Origin of the sequence: Acinetobacter sp. AS167, assembly GCF_037152175.1 — a bacterium.
Taxonomy (GTDB): domain Bacteria; phylum Pseudomonadota; class Gammaproteobacteria; order Pseudomonadales; family Moraxellaceae; genus Acinetobacter.
The window spans coordinates 12,237-31,282 of record NZ_JBBCMP010000023.1; the positions used below are offsets into that span (position 1 = coordinate 12,237).

The window sequence follows — 19,046 nt, forward strand, 5'->3', positions numbered from 1 at the left end:
CATCCAAAAATTAAAAAATAAACAATGGATGTTGTCTAACTCGACAGCATCCGCTCAAGGATTTATTCAAAAGTTTAAGGAAATACACCATGACTGTACAAGCGATTGTTGAAAAATATCAATTTGAACCACTAGATCTACAACAAAATTACGGCGAAAACATGTTGTTGTTTATTGGTTGGGATCATCACACCTTATTTTGTTCGGCACATGCTTTTGTGGTTTCACCAAAACAAAGCTTACAAGCCTTGATTGATGGGCAAATTCAGGCGGGTTTTGAGCAACATCCCGATTTTAAACATATTGATTGGTCTAAAGTTGAATTCCGTTTAAACCGCAATCTTTTACAGGCTGATTTTTCTAAGTCCCTAGAAGATTTGGGTTTTGATCATAAATCTCTCCTGCGCTTTGTAACGCCTGATTTAGCAGGTTACCAAGGCACACATGTTTAAGGAGAACACAGATGAGCTATCAAGTCACGATTGAACCAGCAGGAACCATCATTCAAGTTGAAGAAGATCAAACCATTTTAGATGCAGCATTGCGTCAAGGTATTTGGTTGCCCTTTGCTTGCGGACATGGCACTTGCGGTACATGTAAAGTTCAAGTCACAGACGGCTTTTATGATGTAGGTGAAGCCTCGCCTTTTGCGCTTATGGACATTGAACGTGAAGAAAATAAAGTGTTGGCTTGTTGTTGCAAGCCAGAATCTGACATGGTCATCGAAGCTGATGTGGATGAAGACGAGGATTTCTTAGGCTATTTAGTCCAAGACTACCAAGCCAAAGTCATTGAAATAATGGATTTATCGCCGACCATTAAAGGTATCCGACTTCAACTTGATCGACCAATGCAGTTTCAAGCAGGCCAATACATCAATATCCAACTCCCCAATATTGAAGGAACCCGGGCATTTTCAATCGCCAATACACCGAGCAAAGCAAATCTGATCGAATTACATATTCGTAAAGTGCAAGGTGGTGCTGCAACACGCTATGTGCATGATGAACTGAGTGTTGGTGAAGAAATGGCGCTTTCAGGACCTTATGGACAATTTTTTGTGCGTAAGTCTGATCAACAAAATGTCATTTTCATTGCAGGTGGTTCAGGGCTTTCAAGCCCTCAATCGATGATTCTGGATCTTTTAGAACAAGGTGACACCCGTATCATTTATTTGTTCCAAGGTGCACGGGATGTTGCTGAATTATATAACCGTGAAAAATTCGAACAGCTTGTCAAAGAATATCCAAATTTCAGATACATCCCTGCTTTAAATGCGCCTAAACCAGAAGACCAATGGACAGGGTTTACAGGTTATGTACATGAAGCGGTTGCCAATTATTTTGAAAATAAATGCAGTGGGCACAAAGCATATTTATGTGGCCCGCCACCGATGATTGATGCCGCCATCTCCACCTTGATGCAAAGCCGTTTATTTGAAAAAGACATCCATACTGAACGCTTTTTAAGTGCTGCAGATGGTGCAAATGGGCAATCACGTTCGGCACTTTTTAGACACATCTAAAGTTGAGTGGTTGAACCCTTAAATTATCCAATATAGCAACACCAGTTTGAGTGATCTGCACCGATTCCAGATCACTCTCAAGATACTCATGCCAAATACTCATATCAATCAAAGGAAGATGATGATGAATAGACAACAAATCGATAGCCTCGTTCAGCAAATGAATGTCGCGACAGCAACAGGTGAAGTCAATCTGCGTGTTCAGCAAATCGTTGTTCGTTTACTTGGTGATTTATTCCAAGCCATTGAAGACTTAGATATGTCTCAAACCGAGCTTTGGAAAGGCTTAGAATATTTGACAGATGCAGGTCAAGCCAATGAACTGGGACTTTTGGCAGCAGGTCTAGGGCTAGAACATTACTTAGATTTACGTGCAGATGAAGCAGATGCTAAAGCCGGTATTATAGGTGGAACACCACGAACAATTGAAGGACCGCTTTATGTTGCAGGTGCGCCTGAGTCCGTTGGCTTTGCTCGTATGGATGATGGCTCTGAATCTGGGCATGTCGATGCCTTAATCATTGAAGGCATTGTCACAGACACTGCTGGACAGATTATTCCCAATGCAAAAGTAGAAATCTGGCACGCCAACAGTTTAGGCAACTATTCATTCTTTGATAAATCTCAGTCTGCATTTAATTTACGCCGCAGTATTTTCACCAATACACAAGGTCAATATATTGCTCAAACCACCATGCCTGTCGGTTATGGCTGTCCACCTGAAGGTACAACACAAGCTTTACTCAATTTGTTGGGTCGACATGGTAACCGCCCTTCGCATGTTCACTACTTTGTCTCTGCGCCGGGTTATCGCAAACTGACCACTCAATTTAATATTGAAGGAGACAAATACCTTTGGGATGACTTTGCCTTTGCTACTCGTGAGGGACTGATTGCTACTGCGCTGGATGTAACGGATCTCGTAAAAATTAAACAATACAATTTAAATAAAGCCTTTAAACACATCAAATTTAATTTCCAATTGGTCGAAGACGCTGATCAAGTCCCCTCTACAGAGGTTGATCGTCGTCGAGTAGCCGCTTAGTCAACAATGTAGTGATGCTTAATCCGTTTAACTACAGCTAGCTGCAATATAAATATCATTGAAAAGGATTTTCTATGAAACAATTGATGTTCAAACTTTCAATTCCACTAATGCTCGGTTTAACCAGTAGCATTGCCTGTGCCACAGAAAATGGGGCTGACTCATTTGCCCTCGGTGCCGAAGGTATGATGGCGGGCGCACTACCACCTGCTGGCGTGTATCTATTAAGCTATTATCAAAATTACCATGCCGGAAGTTTTGATAATGGCCCAGCGAATTTTCATTTAGATGTAAATGCCTTTATCCCCCGTTTGGTTTGGATGACAGAACAAAACTATCTCGGTGGTCAACTGGGTTTCTATGCCATACAGCCTATGGTTGATCTCAGATTATCTGCAGCGGGGATGTCAGACCATAACACTGCCTTAGGTGATTTAATGTTGGGGTCAATGTTAGGTTGGCATCAAGGAGATCACCACTGGATTGCTGCGGTAGAAACAGTACTCGCCACAGGTCAATATGATAAGGCCACAGCACAACAGCCTTTGGTCGCCAATATTGGCAAAAACTACAATACTGTTCGACCGATTTTTGCTTACAGCTATGCGCCAAAAAATGGTTTAGATATTTCAACTAAAATTTCTTATAGCTTTAATACTGAAAATGATGATACCCAATACAAATCTGGGGAATATTTTGCTGGTGATTATAGTCTTGGATATAAACTTACTGATCAGGTTAAAGTGGCTGTTGAAGGCTATGCTTTTAAGCAAACCAAGTCAGATAAGCAACAGGGTGAAAATATTGCGATGCGAGGACAAGTTTTGGCAATTGGTCCTGCCATACAATATCAAGATAAAAACTGGTCAATTGAAGCAAAGTATTTAAAAGAAACTCATGTTGAAAATCGCCCTGAAGGCCATATGAGTGTATTAAAATTTGTTTGGGCTTTTTAGTGGCTATGCTTTGCGTTCAACAGTATTTGTTTTTTTGTGCTGATGCTCAAATGTAGATGTTAAATCATACTCTTAACCAGTCATTAACGCCGAATGAAACTCATTCGGCGTTAATTTAGAAACCGTCAATTCAGGTTAAAGTAAAGCTGCAATATATCAACATAAATCACCTCGGTTTACACCAATGATTATTTATAAATCTAATACCAATCTTTTGCCTTTAGCACGAGATACACAGATCATCATCGATTGCTGTGATGCCTTTTCATCATCACTCAAATACTGATCAAAGTGCTCTGCTTCACCCTCTAGAATTGCAGTTTCACAGGTACCACACACCCCTTCACGACATAAACACTCAACATCAATATTCAATGCTTCAATTGCCTGTAAAATAGTCTGGTTGCCTTGAACTTCGACTTGCTGATTGGATTTCGCCAAAACCACAGTAAATGCTTCACCATCTTCAGGTACGGTTGAAGCAAATTGTTCCCAATGAATATATTCATCTCGATAACGATGAAAATTACAACGATCAATCACAGCATCAATCATTGGCTTTGGCCCACAGACATAAACATGTGTGCCCTTTGGCTGTGCAGAAATTAATTGATCGAGGTCAAGGCATTTCCCATCTGAATCGACATAACTAAAAATATGTTCAGCATGTTTTTGTTTGAGCTCTTGCAACAGCGCAGCATGCTCCAGCGAACGATAAGCATAATGCAATTCGTAATCTGCCCCACGTGCTGCCAATTCATCCATTTGCGGCACAAAAGGCGTAATCCCAATCCCACCCGCAATTAAAATATGTTTTGCGCCATTTTCAGCCAGTGGAAATAAATTTTTAGGTTCTGAAATCAGAATTTCACAACCTTCATTGCATTGCTCATGCATATAGACCGAACCACCTTTACCTTCTACATCTTTACGTACGCATACTTGGTAAGTGCTAAGATCCTGAGCACAGCTCATCAGTGAATAGGCATTGGAAAGCTGATCATTCATTTTAACAATGATATGACTGCCCCCATTAAACTGAGGAAAATTTTGTCCATCCTGACGTTTAAATGTAAACCGTTTGATCAATGGTGTAAGTTGCTCTACCCCTGTGACCACTGATGCAAACATTTCATAATGACTTGCCATGTCTAAATCCTCTTTACCACATATTGCTTTGTTAAGTACTTATTCAAGCGCTTTCTCATTGGGGGGCAGCGTGTTGAATGATCATCAATGAATGTCCAACACGCCTTTATCCTATAGCCCTAAACACATATATTTAATGGTCATGAATTCTTCTAAGCCATACTTAGAACCTTCACGGCCTACCCCTGATTGCTTCACGCCACCAAAGGGAACCACTTCATTTGAAATTGCAGTTGAGTTCATCCCCACCATGCCATATTCAAGTTGTTCTGCGACACGCCAGATCCGTGAAATGCTTTCGCTATACACATAGGCGGCCAAACCAAAAATGGTGTCATTGGCCTGAGCAACCACATCTGCTTCATCACTAAATCGAATCAGTGGTGCAACTGGCCCAAAGATTTCTTCTTTGACAATTTCCATGCTTTGATCCACATCTGTAAGCACAGTCGGTTCAAAAAAGGTCTGTCCAAGTGCATGCTGTTTACCACCACAAGCCACTTGTGCACCTTTTTTACGTGCATCATCGATCAACTGTTGTGCTTTAAGGACGGCTTTTTCATTGATTAAAGGGCCTATCTGTACATTTTCCTCAAGACCATTGCCAATCTTAAATTTTTCAACTTCTTGCACAAATTTCTCAGTAAATGCCTGATAAACCTTGTCATGTACATAAATACGGTTGGCACAAACACAGGTTTGCCCTGCATTACGGAATTTGGCAAAAATTGCACCTTGTACTGCTTTATCTAAATCTGCATCATCAAAAATAATCAATGGCGCATTTCCACCGAGTTCGAGCGCAAGTTTTTTAATCGTGTCTGAACATTGGTGCATCAATAAACGACCAACAGGCGTTGAACCAGTAAAAGTTAGTTTTTTGACTTTTTCATGACTGGTAAATACCGCACCGATTTCTTGTGATTGACCTGTTACAACATTGATCACCCCAGCAGGAATTCCTGCCATTTCTGCAAGTTTGGCAATGGCCAAGGCGCAATAAGGCGTTTCATTGGCAGGTTTAATCACAATCGTACAACCGGCAGCTAAAGCTGGCGCAGCCTTACGGGTAATCATGGCAATTGGGAAATTCCAAGGGGTGATTGCTGCAACCACACCTACAGGTTCCTTGGTAATGATAAAACGCTGTTGATTATTGGTGGTTGGAATCACATCACCATAAACCCGCTTACCCTCTTCTGCAAACCATTGAATAAATGAAGCAGCATATTTCACTTCACCTAAAGCTTCAGCCAAAGGCTTGCCTTGTTCAATAGTCATGATACGGGCCAGTTCGTCAGCATGTGCCAATACCAACTGATACCAAGCCAATAATAGATCTGCGCGTTTTTGTGCAGTTAATGCTTTCCAGGTTGCTAAAGCTTGATATGCAGCATCAACCGCTCGGCTTGCTTCTGCTGCCCCCATATTGGGAATAAGCCCAATCTCTTCACCTGTTGCTGGGTTGGTGACGGGTACAGTGGCCTTGGATTGTGCATTGATCCACTGACCATTTACCCATCCGCGTTGTTGAAATAGCGGACTACCTTGCAAACTTGACATGTCATGATCCTATGGTTTGAAAGCAAGGTACGGCTTCATTTGCCGTACCTTTAACTTGAGAGCTTCTCTAAAAATCACATGATTGAGCTGTTCGCCCCAGTGATGTTTTGAGAGGCTCCTTTAAATGATTACTTGTGATATTGCGCAACGAGGTTTTGGAAATAAGCAATACCGTGTTCACTAATCCCCGAACGTTGCTTATCCGTCATTATTCGCCCTTGACCGCGATAACCACGTGACTTTAGACCACGTTGCACACTTTCAACCAGATTTAAATCTTCTGGGCGGAAGACATTACGATACCATTCAATCAAATCTTTTTGGTCTTGAGTCAGTTCTTCATTGGTAAAGTAAATATCATAATGTTGTAATGTCGTTTCAGCATCTACAGGAAATTCATAGATCACAGTCATGAAGTTACCGCCTGGTGGTACATTAAACATGGTGCAAGGCCATGTCCAAAAGCCACTAAAGGTTGGATCTTTCACAGATGGATCAAGCTTGAACGATTTTTCCGAAGAGCGTGCATAACCGTACTGCAAAGTCCAGTTTTGATGTGTGGTATGCCAATATTTATCCACTTGAACAGAATCTGCAAAGCCTGGATGTGCAGGTCCACAGTGATAACACTCCATATAGTTATCTACAATCACTTTCCAATTTGCAGGTGTCTCTGTCACAAAGCGTGCTGCAAGTTTTAAATCTTTGATGACAGCACAAGTTTCATTAAGTTTTTGGGCAAATTCAGGTAATTGATCTTCAACACAAGTGGCATTTTCATCCATGTTAATAAAAATAAAACCTGCGTATTCTTCAACTTTTACCGGTACCATCGTTGAGTTTTGTTTATCAAATGATTCAACATGATCACAGTTACGTGCCAACGCCAAACTCCCGTCTAGCTTGAATGTCCATGCATGATAAGGACAGGTAATTACGTTCTTCGCTTTACCACTTCCGCTTAACAATTCATGACCACGATGTGGACAGACATTATAAAAAGCCCGTAATACACTATCTTTACCTCGAATCACGATAATGTTTTCACCAATCACCTTACGAGTAATATAGTCATTGGCTTGCGCCACCTCACTGCCGTGTGCAACGCAAATCCAGCTTTTTGCAAAAATTGCTTCTTTTTCACGCTCAAAAACCTGAGAAGATGTATAGAAGACTTTTGGAAAGGTCCAAGCTACGTCCGGGTTTGAACAGAAATCTTCTGGTAATTTTTCAACTGCATTCATGTCTTTTACTCCATTAAACTCTTTTTTGTCCTAACGACCTTTTGATTAAAATTGGCTGATGTTCAAATCAATTAAACATTGGCTTTAACGAACTCAGCATTTGCTGATATAAATCTTGCACCACAGGACAATCACGGACTAAACGTAAACTGCCATGCAGTAATCCTTTACCGAAATAAAATTCGGTTGCAATATTGGCTTGTTTTAACTTGTCAGCAAAAAAACGCCCGTCATCACAGAGTGGGTCATACTCAGCGACAGCGATAAAACTAGACGGCATATCGGAAAAATCCTGTGCCAACAGTGGCGATAAACGCAAGTCCTGCCAATCGCTTGCATTTGGCGCATAGGCTTTCAAGTAATCATGCATATCTGTTACTGACAGTAACGGTGCATCTGCTTGCTGCTGACAGGATGCCGTATCAAAACGACTACTCAAACATGGATAAACCATTGCAAGACCACAGGCTTGAGCCCCTGTATGTTGTAATTGCACTGCAAGTGCAGCCGCTAAATTACCGCCCGCACTGTCCCCCATCAAAACAATTTTATTTGGGTTTATCTTCCATTGCAGACCATGTTGATAGAGCCAGTGATATACTGTTTCACAGTCTTCATATGCAGCTGGAAAATGATGTTCTGGTGTTAAGCGATAATCCACACTCAGCACAGCAACATTTAAATCACGACATAAATAGCGAGTGATAAACTCATGTGAATCAAGATTCCCCACCATCCAACCACCACCATGAAGATATAAAATACATGGCCAACCTGTTGCTGGTGCTTCACCCAGTGGTGAATACAACCGAACATTCACTGGATGATTGAGCTGCGGCACAGTTTTATCTTCAATATTGACCGTACCATCACGCGGTAAGGTGTAATGTAAGCACATCGCATCATACGCAGCCCGAATAGAATCGATATCATCATCCGCAGGCGAATAAATGCTGCTCCAGTACACCAGACTTTGCATTTCTTCACTCAATCTATAGCGCATGCTCGGTTGTTGTGTCATGACAATTCCTTTTGACTGGTTTTATCCGCAGTGGGTTCAATTGCAACATCAATGTGCATATGTTTATTTGAGTCTGTTTGATCTAAAGATTCCAACTCGCTAAAACTCATTTGCTCAATCAGATGGGATGGAACCTTTGAATAATCCTCAATCAACCATTTCACCAAGCCATAGGTCTGTATCAAAATAATCACAATGAATGGCAAGGCAGTCACAATGGTCGCAGTTTTCATGGTGTCCAAAGGCGCTTTAGAGAAAATCATCGCAATCGGAACAAGGGTTAGCATCACACACCAGAACAACCGCGCATTTGGTGATGGGTCTTGCCCCTCACGTAAACCGCGGGTACACGTTGCTGACACCGCATAACCCACAGCATCCATATGTGCTGCAAGAAAAATCACCATAATTCCAAGGAAGATCCACATCATCAGTTTGCCAGCAGGCAATAAACCAAGCAGTTGGCTAATCGCAACTTCACCGCCTTGTTGGCTTAAAACTTGTGGCACATTGACCATACCGTGAATAAAGTTATAGACACTGTAGTTTTCAAACACCCCAAAGATGAACCATAAACCAACGCTACCGCCGATGACCATGGCAAGAATCACTTCTTTGATGGTACGTCCCTTTGAAACACGCGTTACAAATAACGCCACACCCGGTGCATAAGAAATCCACCATAACCAATAAAATACGGTCCATTCACGGGTGAACTTTCCATCGCCCATTGGGTCGGTAAATAAACTCATATCGACAAAATTGGTTGCCATTAAGCCAAAGCTCATCAGCGAGTTATTCATAATGAATTGGGTCGGCCCAAAGCACAGCACATAAATCGCAAACAACACCACACCTAAACACACCATATGGCTGAGACGTTGCATGCCCTTATCCATCCCCACATAAGAACTCAGGGCGAATAAAATCGATACTGCAAAAATAATCACCACTTTGGTCATAAAAGTATTGGGAATACCTGTCAACTGCGACAAAATATTGGTAAAGGTCACCGCAGTCAGCACCAAAGAAATCGTTAAAGCACCGAACATACACAACAAGAACATCAGATCGACAAGACGCCCAACAGGTCCGGTTGCCTTAAAGCCAGTGACCGCTTCAATCATTGAAGCCAAACTCAAGCCTTTATTCTTTCTGACATGGTAGCTATAACACAGTGAAATTGAAGCTAGCGCATAAATCGACCAAGCACTCAATCCCGAATGAAAGAATGAGTAAGCAACGCTATATTTCAATGCTTCCGCAGATTCAGGGGTTAAATTTAAACCCGGTGTTTGATAATAATAAGCCCAGTCTAAGAAGCCCCAATATAAGGTCGAAGAACCAATACCCGATAAAATGAACATGAAAATCCATGACATGGTAGTGTATTGCGGCTTACCTTCACCTAACTTGATTTTTCCATATTTACTAAACGCCAAAGCAAAGGTAAAAATAATTGACAAAAATGTAAATAACAGCACTGGTGTGGTAAAAACAGATGTTGTCCACTTCATCCATTGAGCAGCAAGCTGTATAGATTCAGTTGAGTAAATTGCCAAACCAGCCACCGAAATAAACACTACGGCAAGACTGGTTATTGCAAGTGTCTTATCTGTATAAAGTTTTGTATTTTGATTATCCATATCCATTCAATCCATCTTGGATCCTGATTGTTTATTCCCTAAGGGCGATTACTCCATCGCGAATAAGTCCATTTTTTGATGTGTTACAAATGCTGCAATCGCATCTCCAACTTCGCCCGTTTTGGCTGTTCCACCCACATCTGGTGTTTTCGGGCCATGTAACAATACATGTTCAATCGCCTGCATAATCTCTTGGCCTGCTTGAACCACCTGTTCGTCGCCATCTGCCAAGAAATCCAACATCATTGCACCAGACCAGATTGCAGCAATTGGATTGGCAATTTTTTGACCATAAATATCGGGTGCAGAACCATGTACAGGTTCAAATAAGGATGGGAAATTACGTTCTGGATTTAAGTTTGCAGAAGCGGCTAAACCAATCGTTCCTGTACATGCAGGTCCCAAATCCGACAAAATATCACCAAATAAGTTTGAAGCAACCACCACATCAAAACGTTCTGGCTGTAATACAAAACGAGCGGCCAAAATATCGACATGCTGTTTGTCTGCCTTGATTTGCGGATACTGTTTTGCCATCGCATCAACACGTTCATCCCAGTACGGCATACTGACTGCAATACCATTTGATTTGGTTGCAGCGGTAACTTTTTTAGCATCGCGTTGATTGGCAAACTCAAAAGCATATTTCAAAATGCGATCTACACCATGACGGGTAAACACAGCTTCTTGTAAAACAAACTCACGCTCAGTACCTTCAAAAGCCTTACCACCAATCGCAGAGTATTCACCTTCGCTATTTTCACGGACCACGTAGAAATCAATATCTCCTGGTTTTTTACCTGCAAGTGGGCATTTCACCCCAGGCATTAAACGTACTGGACGTAAATTCACATATTGGTCAAAACGACGACGGAACTGTAGCAAAGACCCCCAAAGAGAAATATGATCTGGTACTTTTTCTGGCCAGCCCACAGCACCAAAGAAAATTGCATCGTATTGCTGTAAAATTTCAAACCAGTTGTCTGGCATCATTTTGCCGTGTTCAAGATAATAATCACAACTTGCCCACTCAAATGCATCGAACTGTAGCGCTATGCCATATTTGTCTGCAGCAGCCTTTACAACCTTAATCCCTTCTGGTAGAACTTCTAACCCGATTCCATCGCCTGCAATCGTCGCAACTTTATACTTTTTTGCCATAACGCTCCCTTACACCTTTGGTTAATATCCTTAGAAGTAAACATGCTATTTTCAGCAAAAATGATCAATAATAAAACTATCACCCCAATGGACACGGATCGTGAACAATCTACCTAACCTATCGGATTTAAAGGTTTTTTGCACAGTAACGAAACGCAAAAGTTTTGTTGCATCTGCGGAAGAACTGGGTGTTTCACCTGCATTTATTAGTAAGCGCATCAATATTTTAGAAAACAATTTAAACTGTAAATTGTTTCATCGCAGTACCCGTCATGTCAGTTTGACTGAAGATGGCAAACTGATTTTGGAGAGAGTTGTTCATATTTTGAATGAGTTCGATGAAATCAGTGAGTTAGTCAATAACCCATTGAGTACCCCTACTGGACATCTGGATATTGTCAGTAGCTTTGGTTTTGGACGCAAACACGTCGCACCGATCCTATCGAAGCTAATGACCATGTATCCAAAATTAGAAATTCAGTTTGATACGATTGATAATACGAAAGATTTAATTCAACACAGTATTGATCTAGATATTCGGATTGGTAATGAAATTGCACCCAATATGATTGCCAAAAAAATGGTTTCAAACTTCCGAATTTTTTGTGCTGCACCAAGCTATTTAGTCAAAAATGGTATGCCTAAAAGCTTAGATGATTTGCGCAATCATGATTGCTTAACCATCAGTGAGCGTGATCAATCCTCGGTGTTATGGAAATTACGACATGCTTCGGAAGATATGTCCGTACATGTTACTCCTCGCTTTATTTCCAATAATGGTGAAATTATTCATCAATTGGCAGTTGAAGGTCATGGCATTATCTTACGTTCAATTTGGGATGTTGCTGATGAGCTGGTTAGTGGTCAGTTACAGCATATTTTGCCTGAGTACTGGCAAGATGCCGATGTATGGGCGGTCTATCCTTCACGGCTAAAAAGCTCGTCTAAATTACAGACTTGTATCCTGTTTATACAAAATGAACTGCTCCATCGATTGCAGCATGTTCAGAACCTATCGCGTGGACAACAGGTTCAAGCGGTTGAACTGACTCAACCGAATACAGAAAAAGTATTTCTATAATTACGATAAGCTGCCTGCTTTCTTTTTCCAACAACATCATGCACATTAACCCGATCATGAAAAAGCAGGTAGCATATGAGTACGGCAATATTTGGCCTTATTTTAATCGCAGCGGCATTTCACGCCACTTGGAATGCTATTGTAAAAGCAGGCTCGAATAAATTTTTAACCACTGTATTGGTGACTGCATCAGCAGCAGTTTTAGCAGCGCTACTACTGCCCTTTTTCCCGCTACCACATCGCGCTAGCTGGCCTTATATTTTAGCCTCAACGGGAATACAAATTCTCTATTTTGGCATGGTTGCCAAAATCTATCGTATCGCTGACATGGGACTAAGCTATCCACTGATGCGCGGTACTGCTCCGCTTATTGTGGCAGTTTTGGGGACATTTTTGCTACATGAAACACTGGAATTCAATGCGTGGGTTGGGATCATTACCATTTCGATTGGCATTTTATCCATGATCTTAGCAAGCTCTCAAACGGGACGAAAAGGGATTGGTTTAGCCTTACTCAATGCGGTCTTGATTGCTGGCTATACCTTGGTGGATGGTCATGGGATTCGTCTCTCAGGATCACCCATTTCTTATATCTTATGGAGCTTTGTGCTCTCAGGTCTGATCTTTTTTATATTTGCCTTGAAAATGCAGTATCGCCAGATGGGTGATTATTTTCGTCATAATTGGCATTTCGGTTTAATCGGTGGGATTGGCTCATTTTTCTCTTATGGACTCGCATTGTGGGCGATGACACTTGCACCAGTTGCGATTGTTGCCGCACTGCGTGAAACCTCAATTTTATTTGCTACGCTAATTTCGATCTTTATTCTCAAAGAGCAAGTTAATACGATACGTATTATCTCGTCATGTATTATTTTAATCGGGGCATTGGTCCTAAGAGTTGCCTAATACTAAAAGCCGTTTATTCCTAAGTACCAACTATTCCTAAGAGTAGCTGGCGTAGGCAGAACCGAAAGAACCAGCCTTTTTAAATAGACTGGTTGATCTTCAATGTTAATTTTAGAAGTAATAACCAAGTGATAAGTAAAATAATTTATTCCACTGATTACTGTCGCCTTGTGCTAGACCATTGGCACTCCCGCCTGTCATTGGGTCATTACGACTCCAAATATATTCACCCTGAATTCCTACGGCCTTGTAATTAAAATACACCCCCGCAATTAAACGATCTGAATCTTGATAGCTCTTCTGATCTTTAAAGAAACGGCTATAGGACAGATAAGGTTTAATATTTTCTAACTGATAAAAAGGCTGTGCCAAGGTGTAATTAATTTCATTGGCCATAAATTTACCTTTATTGGCCACTTGGTAGGGATAATCAAATGCCCCGATGGTTGAGCTATTTGGCAGTAGATTATCGGCATTTTTAATGTTCTGTTCACCTGCAAGGAAAAGCCATTGCCATGCTTGATAATTGGTTGTACTAAATACACTCCATGTACTTCGATGACCGTCTTGCTGCGTGCGATTATTTTCCAGATCTGAGTACCAGAATGAACCACCAATCTCAGTTGAAAACTTTTGCGCTGGGTCCAACTCAAATTTTTTAGATAAGCGAGTCACCCACATATTTTTTTCATCGATATCTGTGCCTTGGCTTAAATCATCGGCTTGAACAAAGTTGCCACTATAGCGACTTGCGTCTTTGGATGTCCCTGTATAGTTACCACCATCTGTTGGGTAAAAACCTAAAATAAAATTGTATTGATCATTTTTAAACTGATACTTCGCACCTAGATTTTGAATATCTTCTAAACCAACCGTATTTAACAAGGTTTCATAATAACTGTTACCCCACAGTCGACCAAATCCAAAATCAACTGATTGAAAACCCACGGTAAAGCGTTGTTGGTCTGAAATTTTATATCCAGCCCAAGCATCTTTTAAAAATAATCCATCACATAAACGGCTGTATTGGTAACAGCGTAGATCTAATGAGGCAATCCAATTTGGATTTTCATAACTCAATACTGTTTTAATATCTGCAAGCTGCCAGTCCTTATTTTTAGAACCTTCGTTTGCCTCAACGATATAATCTTTGTACATATATCGGGTACGAATTGCGCCAGAAAGTTTAAGCTCACCTGATTCTGTTTTAGGGTCACCTATACTTAAATCTGCTGCAAAACTGGGCATGCTGACCAAAAGTCCCATTGAACCTATAAATAGAAATAACTTCTTCATTGTTGTACATCCTTGTTTAACCTCATATAAAAATGAAGAGTTTATGTACAACAAACAATGGGCAAACTATAAAGTCGGAATTTACAGACTGTGTTTAATGCGGATTGATTAAATGATAGTAAGGGAGTAAAAAATCTGTGATTTTTAGGTTTTATTGAAAAACCAAACTTATGACAACGATTCAAATCAAAGCGTCTTAAAATCAATTTTTAAGTTTATTATAGAGAATGGCTGGGTTGCATATAAAAAAATAAATATCAATAACTTAAAATAAATTTTTACTTATAATAATCATAAAGCACGCAATCAATGGTAGAGGTTCTGTTTAATTTCATTCTTTAAATCTAACTACATGCTGCAATTGTTGTTGTACTTTTATAAAGAAAAATGTTCCAATTATCCATCTCATTAAATTTAATTGGAACTCCAGAAGGTGTTACCTCATATTTTTTTAATGGAAATAAAATATCCAAACTAAAATTATTGCCATAACAAAAACTTATAAAATTTTTATCATTAGATTCAATTACACGCCAGCCATTTAGAGCCAATTGATTATATATCATTTTCATTTCTCCCTGATCTAAGTCAATTTTTTTAATTTTAAACAGTGCATATTGCTCACCATAATTATGATTACCACGAGCATTAATATCCTCATATTCATAAATATAACCATGAAAATATGTATTCATAAAATTCTTAAATCGATCAGGAATAATTTCTGCTTTATCTGTATTTGAACATGCAGCCAGCCAAAAAACTAGAAATGAGGTTACAATAGACTTAATAATTTTTTTCATAACGATCCTAAAAAACCTAACTATAGGTATTTTTTAATTCTATTTGGCACTTTGTTTAAAAGACCTAATTTTTTCATCTCTGCATAATATAGAGCGTAGTTTTTCCTTGCGAGCGGTTCATTTTTTTGTGCGACATAAATATCGGCTATATTTAAGTAAGTTACTGCTCTACTTGGATCTAGCTTTATAACACGGTTTAAAATGTTTAAAGATTCATTATAATAACCTAATTTATATAAATAAAATGCAGAATCATTAAGCTCTTGAACATCATTTTTGCTATATACAGGCAATTGACAATTTATACTTTTAATTATTTCATCTATTTCTAATTTCTCAGACTTTTTCAATTTCTTTAAATTTTGGCTTGTTGAATAATTCATATAAACAACTGCGCCTCTTCCCCCACCTACATCAGCCTCCCAAATAGGTAGATCCTTTTGCTTATCCCACTTTCCAGCACACATACCACTTAATATTGTCGGAATAGCATCAACAATCACTTTATTCTTATTATTGATAATTAAACAGTAACGTTGATCATGATCTGAAATCGGTAAGGTAAAAAAGTTATATTTTTTAGTAATGTATGAATATTCAGGAAAGACATCTTTCGATGAAAGACTAAAATTTGCATCACTTAAATTTAGCGGACTGCAATTTTTATAGCTTAAAAAATCAGGAGTTGCATGTACTGAAAAAATTGTACTATTTAACAATATAAAGAGCGTTTTCTTTAGCATTATCGTTGTCCTAGTGTTTATAACTTTATTATAAGTTCAGGTTCATTGATTGGCTCATAGAATTTGTTACTTTATAAAGTAATTTAGAGGCTACATGCTGTTTAAATTTTCTTGAGCTTATAAAGTATAGTCGTGGGTTTAAATTGAGAGATTTTAATTTTGTTTTAAAATAAAAAAATGATTGTTGAAATTAGCAAACAAAATGATGAAATAGTGATATTTCTTGTAACAGACTTATACCATTTACCATGATCTCTGAATAATAAATTAAGGTTTTTATCATTGAGATTAGGAGATAAAGGCAAGTATCCTTTAGAAAAAACTGAGTTTCTTTTAAGTATTTTTAACTCCCTAAATCTTAAAGCAGCAATAGCTCCTACAGCCATTTCTATTTATAAGTGATTCGCCCAATCTAATTTTTTATAATATTTGGGATCTCCAAAAAATAGATTAGAGAGAGAATGAAGATTTTTTTTAACATATTTATAGCTTTTAAATACAGCAATTGGATAGCTAACAAACAAAAGTAAGGTTGTGATAGTTAGTATTATTTTTAAAGTATTTTCCAGCATTTTATTTAGTCATCCATTCTATACTTCGATCAGCACCAGATCCAACCATTTCACCTAGTCAATCTCCGGCTATTCCTCCAGTAACAGCGTAAGCACCAATAACGACTAGCTCAATATCATCTCTATAAATGGGCTACGACAAAGTTGAAGTCTTGGTTTTTGATATAAGTTAATTTTCAATATTATTTTGGCACGAAGAGTAATATCGTTAATATTGATAAGCAAATAGACGAAAAAATTATATTTTGTACAACAGACTTATACCAATCTCCATGATTCTGTAATAATAGATTAAGGTTTTTATCATTGAGGCTAGGTGCTAATGGTAATAACCCTTTAGAAAAAACTGTATCTCTTTTTAATACTTTTAGTTCTCTGAATCTAGCTGCCGCAATAATTCCTATTGTTGTCTCGATCAAAAAAAAATTAGTTAAAGCTAACTTTTTAAAATATTTAGGATTTTCAAAAAGTAATTTAGATATAGCACTAAGATTTTTTTTAACATATACATAACTTTTGAAACTAGAAATCAATGCACAAGAGATCCAAAGAGACCCAACTACTGCAAAAATTATTTCCAAATACTTTTCTAACATTCTAATTAATCACTCTTTCTATATTTTTATCTACGCCATTTCCCATAATTTAACCAACCTTACCTCCCCCTATTCAAACAGCAACAATGCAGCATCTCTATAATGATTAATCCAATACCACCTGTTCCGACACTTATAACTATTGCGGTGCAAAGCTATTTGGTTCATAAACATAGAGCTTAGTATAATCAGTTTGAACTTTCGATGATTTCACTGATTCCCATACAATCAGATCACCATCCCAACCAAATAAGGTTAGGCTGTGGTCTTGATGATTATTCTTAAATAATCGCCTGCCAAAAACATCATAACCATAATCATTAATTATTCACAAAGTTCTTCTCCCCACTTGTTATAGCTATAAGAAATTATGTCCACATCCGTTTTTGTAACTCTAACCTTATTTCCCTTAAAATCTGTCGCATTAAATGATATTGGACTAGCTATATTGATGCTATTTTTTGAACCTAAACAATATGTATCGACACTTATTCCTCGCCCTTTAAGTTTCCAGCCATCTTTTTCCAATAAGTCTATTATTTTCTTAGTTTTTATAGAGTTTGCAGGTAACTTGACATACGCTAACTGAACTTCTGCTCTATTCAATGAATTAACAACTTCTAATTTTTCACCTAAAACAGTTTTCATTTTTTCATCAAACGGGTATTTATCTGATGGTTCATCATAAATCTTATTACTATTGCATCCCATTAAAGCGATCATAGAACATATTAAAAAACTTAAACTGCTAAATTTCATATTTAATCCCTAATTTTCTCTGTAAGTGAACGACCTTGAGCTTCAACACCATATCCAACATTAAAATCAGCTCCTGGTGTACCAACCCCAATTTCAAAACCTTTCATCGTTTTAGAGGCAAAATAAGCTTTAACTTTTTCACTAACCGATGTAGAACTTGTATCAATAGGTAATACTAAACCTGCACGTACTCCCCATATACCACCACTTGCACTTCCTGCTAAACCAGTTAAAAATGCATCTGTATTATTTACTTCACAATCCTTTACTGGTTTATTAAAAATATAACCTGCCACAACTAGCCGAAAACTTACCTTTTAATTTTGTAAGATCAGAAGCACCTAGTTTTTTACTTCCATCAAGCACCATCACAGCATTCTTACCTATCGCTTTAGCACCTTTTACATCTGGCCTTGATGATGCACCTACTTGAAATACCTTACCATTATGTAGGTTAGTAATCTCCGCGTAAGCAAAGGGGTCTACCCCTCCCGAACAATAAACATAATCGAACAACGGAGGACCTTGAAACCGACAAATACCACCTGTCTTCATCCAACAGTCATAATTTCGATAACCTTCGTATTCTAAATTTGCTGAAGCTTGACGACTTAAACCGATAAATTCTCCACCATAGGTTACTTGCAATCCCAAAGCATCTACCCACAAAGTTGGATTAATTACATAACTGTAGTGATTCAATCCTGCGTATAAATCTATGGGGTCTTTACTCATATATCTTGCACTATACGGTTCGTAATAACGATAACGGTTATAGTGTAACCCTGTTTCCTTATCCTTGCGCTTCAGACCGAGCATTGCTCGATCTTTGCTCATGCCCCCTGAAAACGAATATTACTTTGTTCCAATGGATTGTCTTGGTTTGTTGTATTTATTTCTAAAGCAGTGCCCCATGTATCCTGTTTGATTTCCCAAACACACTCGCCTAGCTCATTACTTAAAGTTTGTGGTGTACC

Annotated in this window: 18 protein-coding genes and 2 pseudogenes; 6 read left to right on the forward strand and 14 right to left on the reverse strand. The window is 38.7% G+C overall.

Features of this window, described 5'->3' with window-relative positions; genetic code table 11:
• The first annotated feature begins 89 nt into the window (after positions 1 to 89).
• From WFN33_RS19895 to WFN33_RS19910, 4 genes are all read left to right on the forward strand, one after another.
• Positions 90 to 452: a phenol hydroxylase subunit P4 gene (locus WFN33_RS19895; RefSeq protein ID WP_004721365.1), complete on the forward strand. Its 363-nt coding sequence runs from the start codon at positions 90 to 92 to the stop codon at positions 450 to 452.
• A gap of 11 nt (positions 453 to 463) precedes the next feature.
• Entirely contained in the window at positions 464 to 1,525 is a 1,062-nt protein-coding gene (locus WFN33_RS19900; RefSeq protein WP_336954772.1) for an NADH:ubiquinone reductase (Na(+)-transporting) subunit F, read from the forward strand.
• A 124-nt stretch (positions 1,526 to 1,649) separates the two neighbouring features.
• The gene (gene catA, locus WFN33_RS19905; RefSeq protein WP_336954773.1) at positions 1,650 to 2,570 is read left to right on the forward strand and encodes a catechol 1,2-dioxygenase; all 921 of its coding nucleotides are present in this window, start codon (positions 1,650 to 1,652) and stop codon (positions 2,568 to 2,570) included.
• 74 nt (positions 2,571 to 2,644) lie between these two features.
• Positions 2,645 to 3,526 (forward strand): SphA family protein, encoded by an 882-nt coding sequence (locus tag WFN33_RS19910; RefSeq protein WP_336954774.1) that lies wholly within the window; start codon positions 2,645 to 2,647, stop codon positions 3,524 to 3,526.
• Between the two features lie 192 nt (positions 3,527 to 3,718).
• Here the strand turns inward: WFN33_RS19910 and cntB are convergent, their stop codons facing one another.
• The 6 genes from cntB to WFN33_RS19940 all read right to left on the reverse strand — a co-directional run bounded on the left by cntB (position 3,719) and on the right by WFN33_RS19940 (position 11,310).
• Positions 3,719 to 4,675, reverse strand: a complete 957-nt coding sequence (gene cntB / locus WFN33_RS19915) for a carnitine monooxygenase, reductase subunit CntB (RefSeq protein ID WP_336954775.1) — start codon at positions 4,673 to 4,675, stop codon at positions 3,719 to 3,721.
• A gap of 111 nt (positions 4,676 to 4,786) precedes the next feature.
• Positions 4,787 to 6,238 carry an NAD-dependent succinate-semialdehyde dehydrogenase gene (locus tag WFN33_RS19920; protein WP_336954776.1) on the reverse strand — a complete coding sequence of 484 codons (1,452 nt, stop codon included), beginning with the start codon at positions 6,236 to 6,238 and terminating at the stop codon, positions 4,787 to 4,789.
• 128 nt (positions 6,239 to 6,366) lie between these two features.
• Positions 6,367 to 7,482, reverse strand: coding sequence for a carnitine monooxygenase subunit alpha (gene cntA, locus WFN33_RS19925; protein WP_336954777.1), 1,116 nt, complete (start codon positions 7,480 to 7,482; stop codon positions 6,367 to 6,369).
• 67 nt (positions 7,483 to 7,549) lie between these two features.
• The gene (locus WFN33_RS19930) at positions 7,550 to 8,503 is read right to left on the reverse strand and encodes an alpha/beta hydrolase (protein ID WP_336954778.1); all 954 of its coding nucleotides are present in this window, start codon (positions 8,501 to 8,503) and stop codon (positions 7,550 to 7,552) included.
• The gene (locus WFN33_RS19935) at positions 8,500 to 10,155 is read right to left on the reverse strand and encodes a BCCT family transporter (RefSeq protein ID WP_336954779.1); all 1,656 of its coding nucleotides are present in this window, start codon (positions 10,153 to 10,155) and stop codon (positions 8,500 to 8,502) included. Before WFN33_RS19935 ends, WFN33_RS19930 begins: the two co-directional genes overlap by 4 nt.
• Before the next feature lie 42 nt (positions 10,156 to 10,197).
• Positions 10,198 to 11,310: a tartrate dehydrogenase gene (locus tag WFN33_RS19940; protein ID WP_336954780.1), complete on the reverse strand. Its 1,113-nt coding sequence runs from the start codon at positions 11,308 to 11,310 to the stop codon at positions 10,198 to 10,200.
• A gap of 100 nt (positions 11,311 to 11,410) precedes the next feature.
• On the opposite strand from WFN33_RS19940, the gene WFN33_RS19945 reads away from it, so the two are divergent.
• Positions 11,411 to 12,391: a LysR substrate-binding domain-containing protein gene (locus WFN33_RS19945; RefSeq protein ID WP_336954781.1), complete on the forward strand. Its 981-nt coding sequence runs from the start codon at positions 11,411 to 11,413 to the stop codon at positions 12,389 to 12,391.
• A gap of 75 nt (positions 12,392 to 12,466) precedes the next feature.
• Positions 12,467 to 13,300 carry a DMT family transporter gene (locus tag WFN33_RS19950; RefSeq protein ID WP_336954782.1) on the forward strand — a complete coding sequence of 278 codons (834 nt, stop codon included), beginning with the start codon at positions 12,467 to 12,469 and terminating at the stop codon, positions 13,298 to 13,300.
• A gap of 111 nt (positions 13,301 to 13,411) precedes the next feature.
• Here WFN33_RS19950 and WFN33_RS19955 read toward each other — a convergent pair whose 3' ends face one another.
• The 8 genes and pseudogenes from WFN33_RS19955 to WFN33_RS19985 all read right to left on the reverse strand — a co-directional run.
• A complete protein-coding gene (locus tag WFN33_RS19955) occupies positions 13,412 to 14,596 on the reverse strand; it encodes a hypothetical protein (RefSeq protein WP_303577324.1) in 1,185 nt (394 codons plus the stop codon).
• A 344-nt stretch (positions 14,597 to 14,940) separates the two neighbouring features.
• Positions 14,941 to 15,399: a hypothetical protein gene (locus WFN33_RS19960; RefSeq protein WP_336954783.1), complete on the reverse strand. Its 459-nt coding sequence runs from the start codon at positions 15,397 to 15,399 to the stop codon at positions 14,941 to 14,943.
• 20 nt (positions 15,400 to 15,419) lie between these two features.
• On the reverse strand, positions 15,420 to 16,142 hold the full coding sequence (locus tag WFN33_RS19965) for a tetratricopeptide repeat protein (RefSeq protein WP_336954784.1): 723 nt from the start codon (positions 16,140 to 16,142) through the stop codon (positions 15,420 to 15,422).
• A gap of 754 nt (positions 16,143 to 16,896) precedes the next feature.
• Complete coding sequence (locus tag WFN33_RS19970) at positions 16,897 to 17,310, reverse strand: hypothetical protein (protein WP_336954785.1); 414 nt, start codon at positions 17,308 to 17,310, stop codon at positions 16,897 to 16,899.
• Between the two features lie 139 nt (positions 17,311 to 17,449).
• A pseudogene (locus WFN33_RS20500) lies at positions 17,450 to 17,638 on the reverse strand (hypothetical protein); the annotation flags it as partial.
• Entirely contained in the window at positions 17,635 to 18,069 is a 435-nt protein-coding gene (locus WFN33_RS19975) for a hypothetical protein (RefSeq protein ID WP_336954787.1), read from the reverse strand. The gene WFN33_RS19975 and the pseudogene WFN33_RS20500, both read right to left, overlap by 4 nt.
• Before the next feature lie 2 nt (positions 18,070 to 18,071).
• The gene (locus tag WFN33_RS19980) at positions 18,072 to 18,365 is read right to left on the reverse strand and encodes a hypothetical protein (RefSeq protein ID WP_336954788.1); all 294 of its coding nucleotides are present in this window, start codon (positions 18,363 to 18,365) and stop codon (positions 18,072 to 18,074) included.
• A gap of 349 nt (positions 18,366 to 18,714) precedes the next feature.
• Positions 18,715 to 19,046, reverse strand: a pseudogene (locus WFN33_RS19985) (RHS repeat-associated core domain-containing protein); the annotation flags it as partial.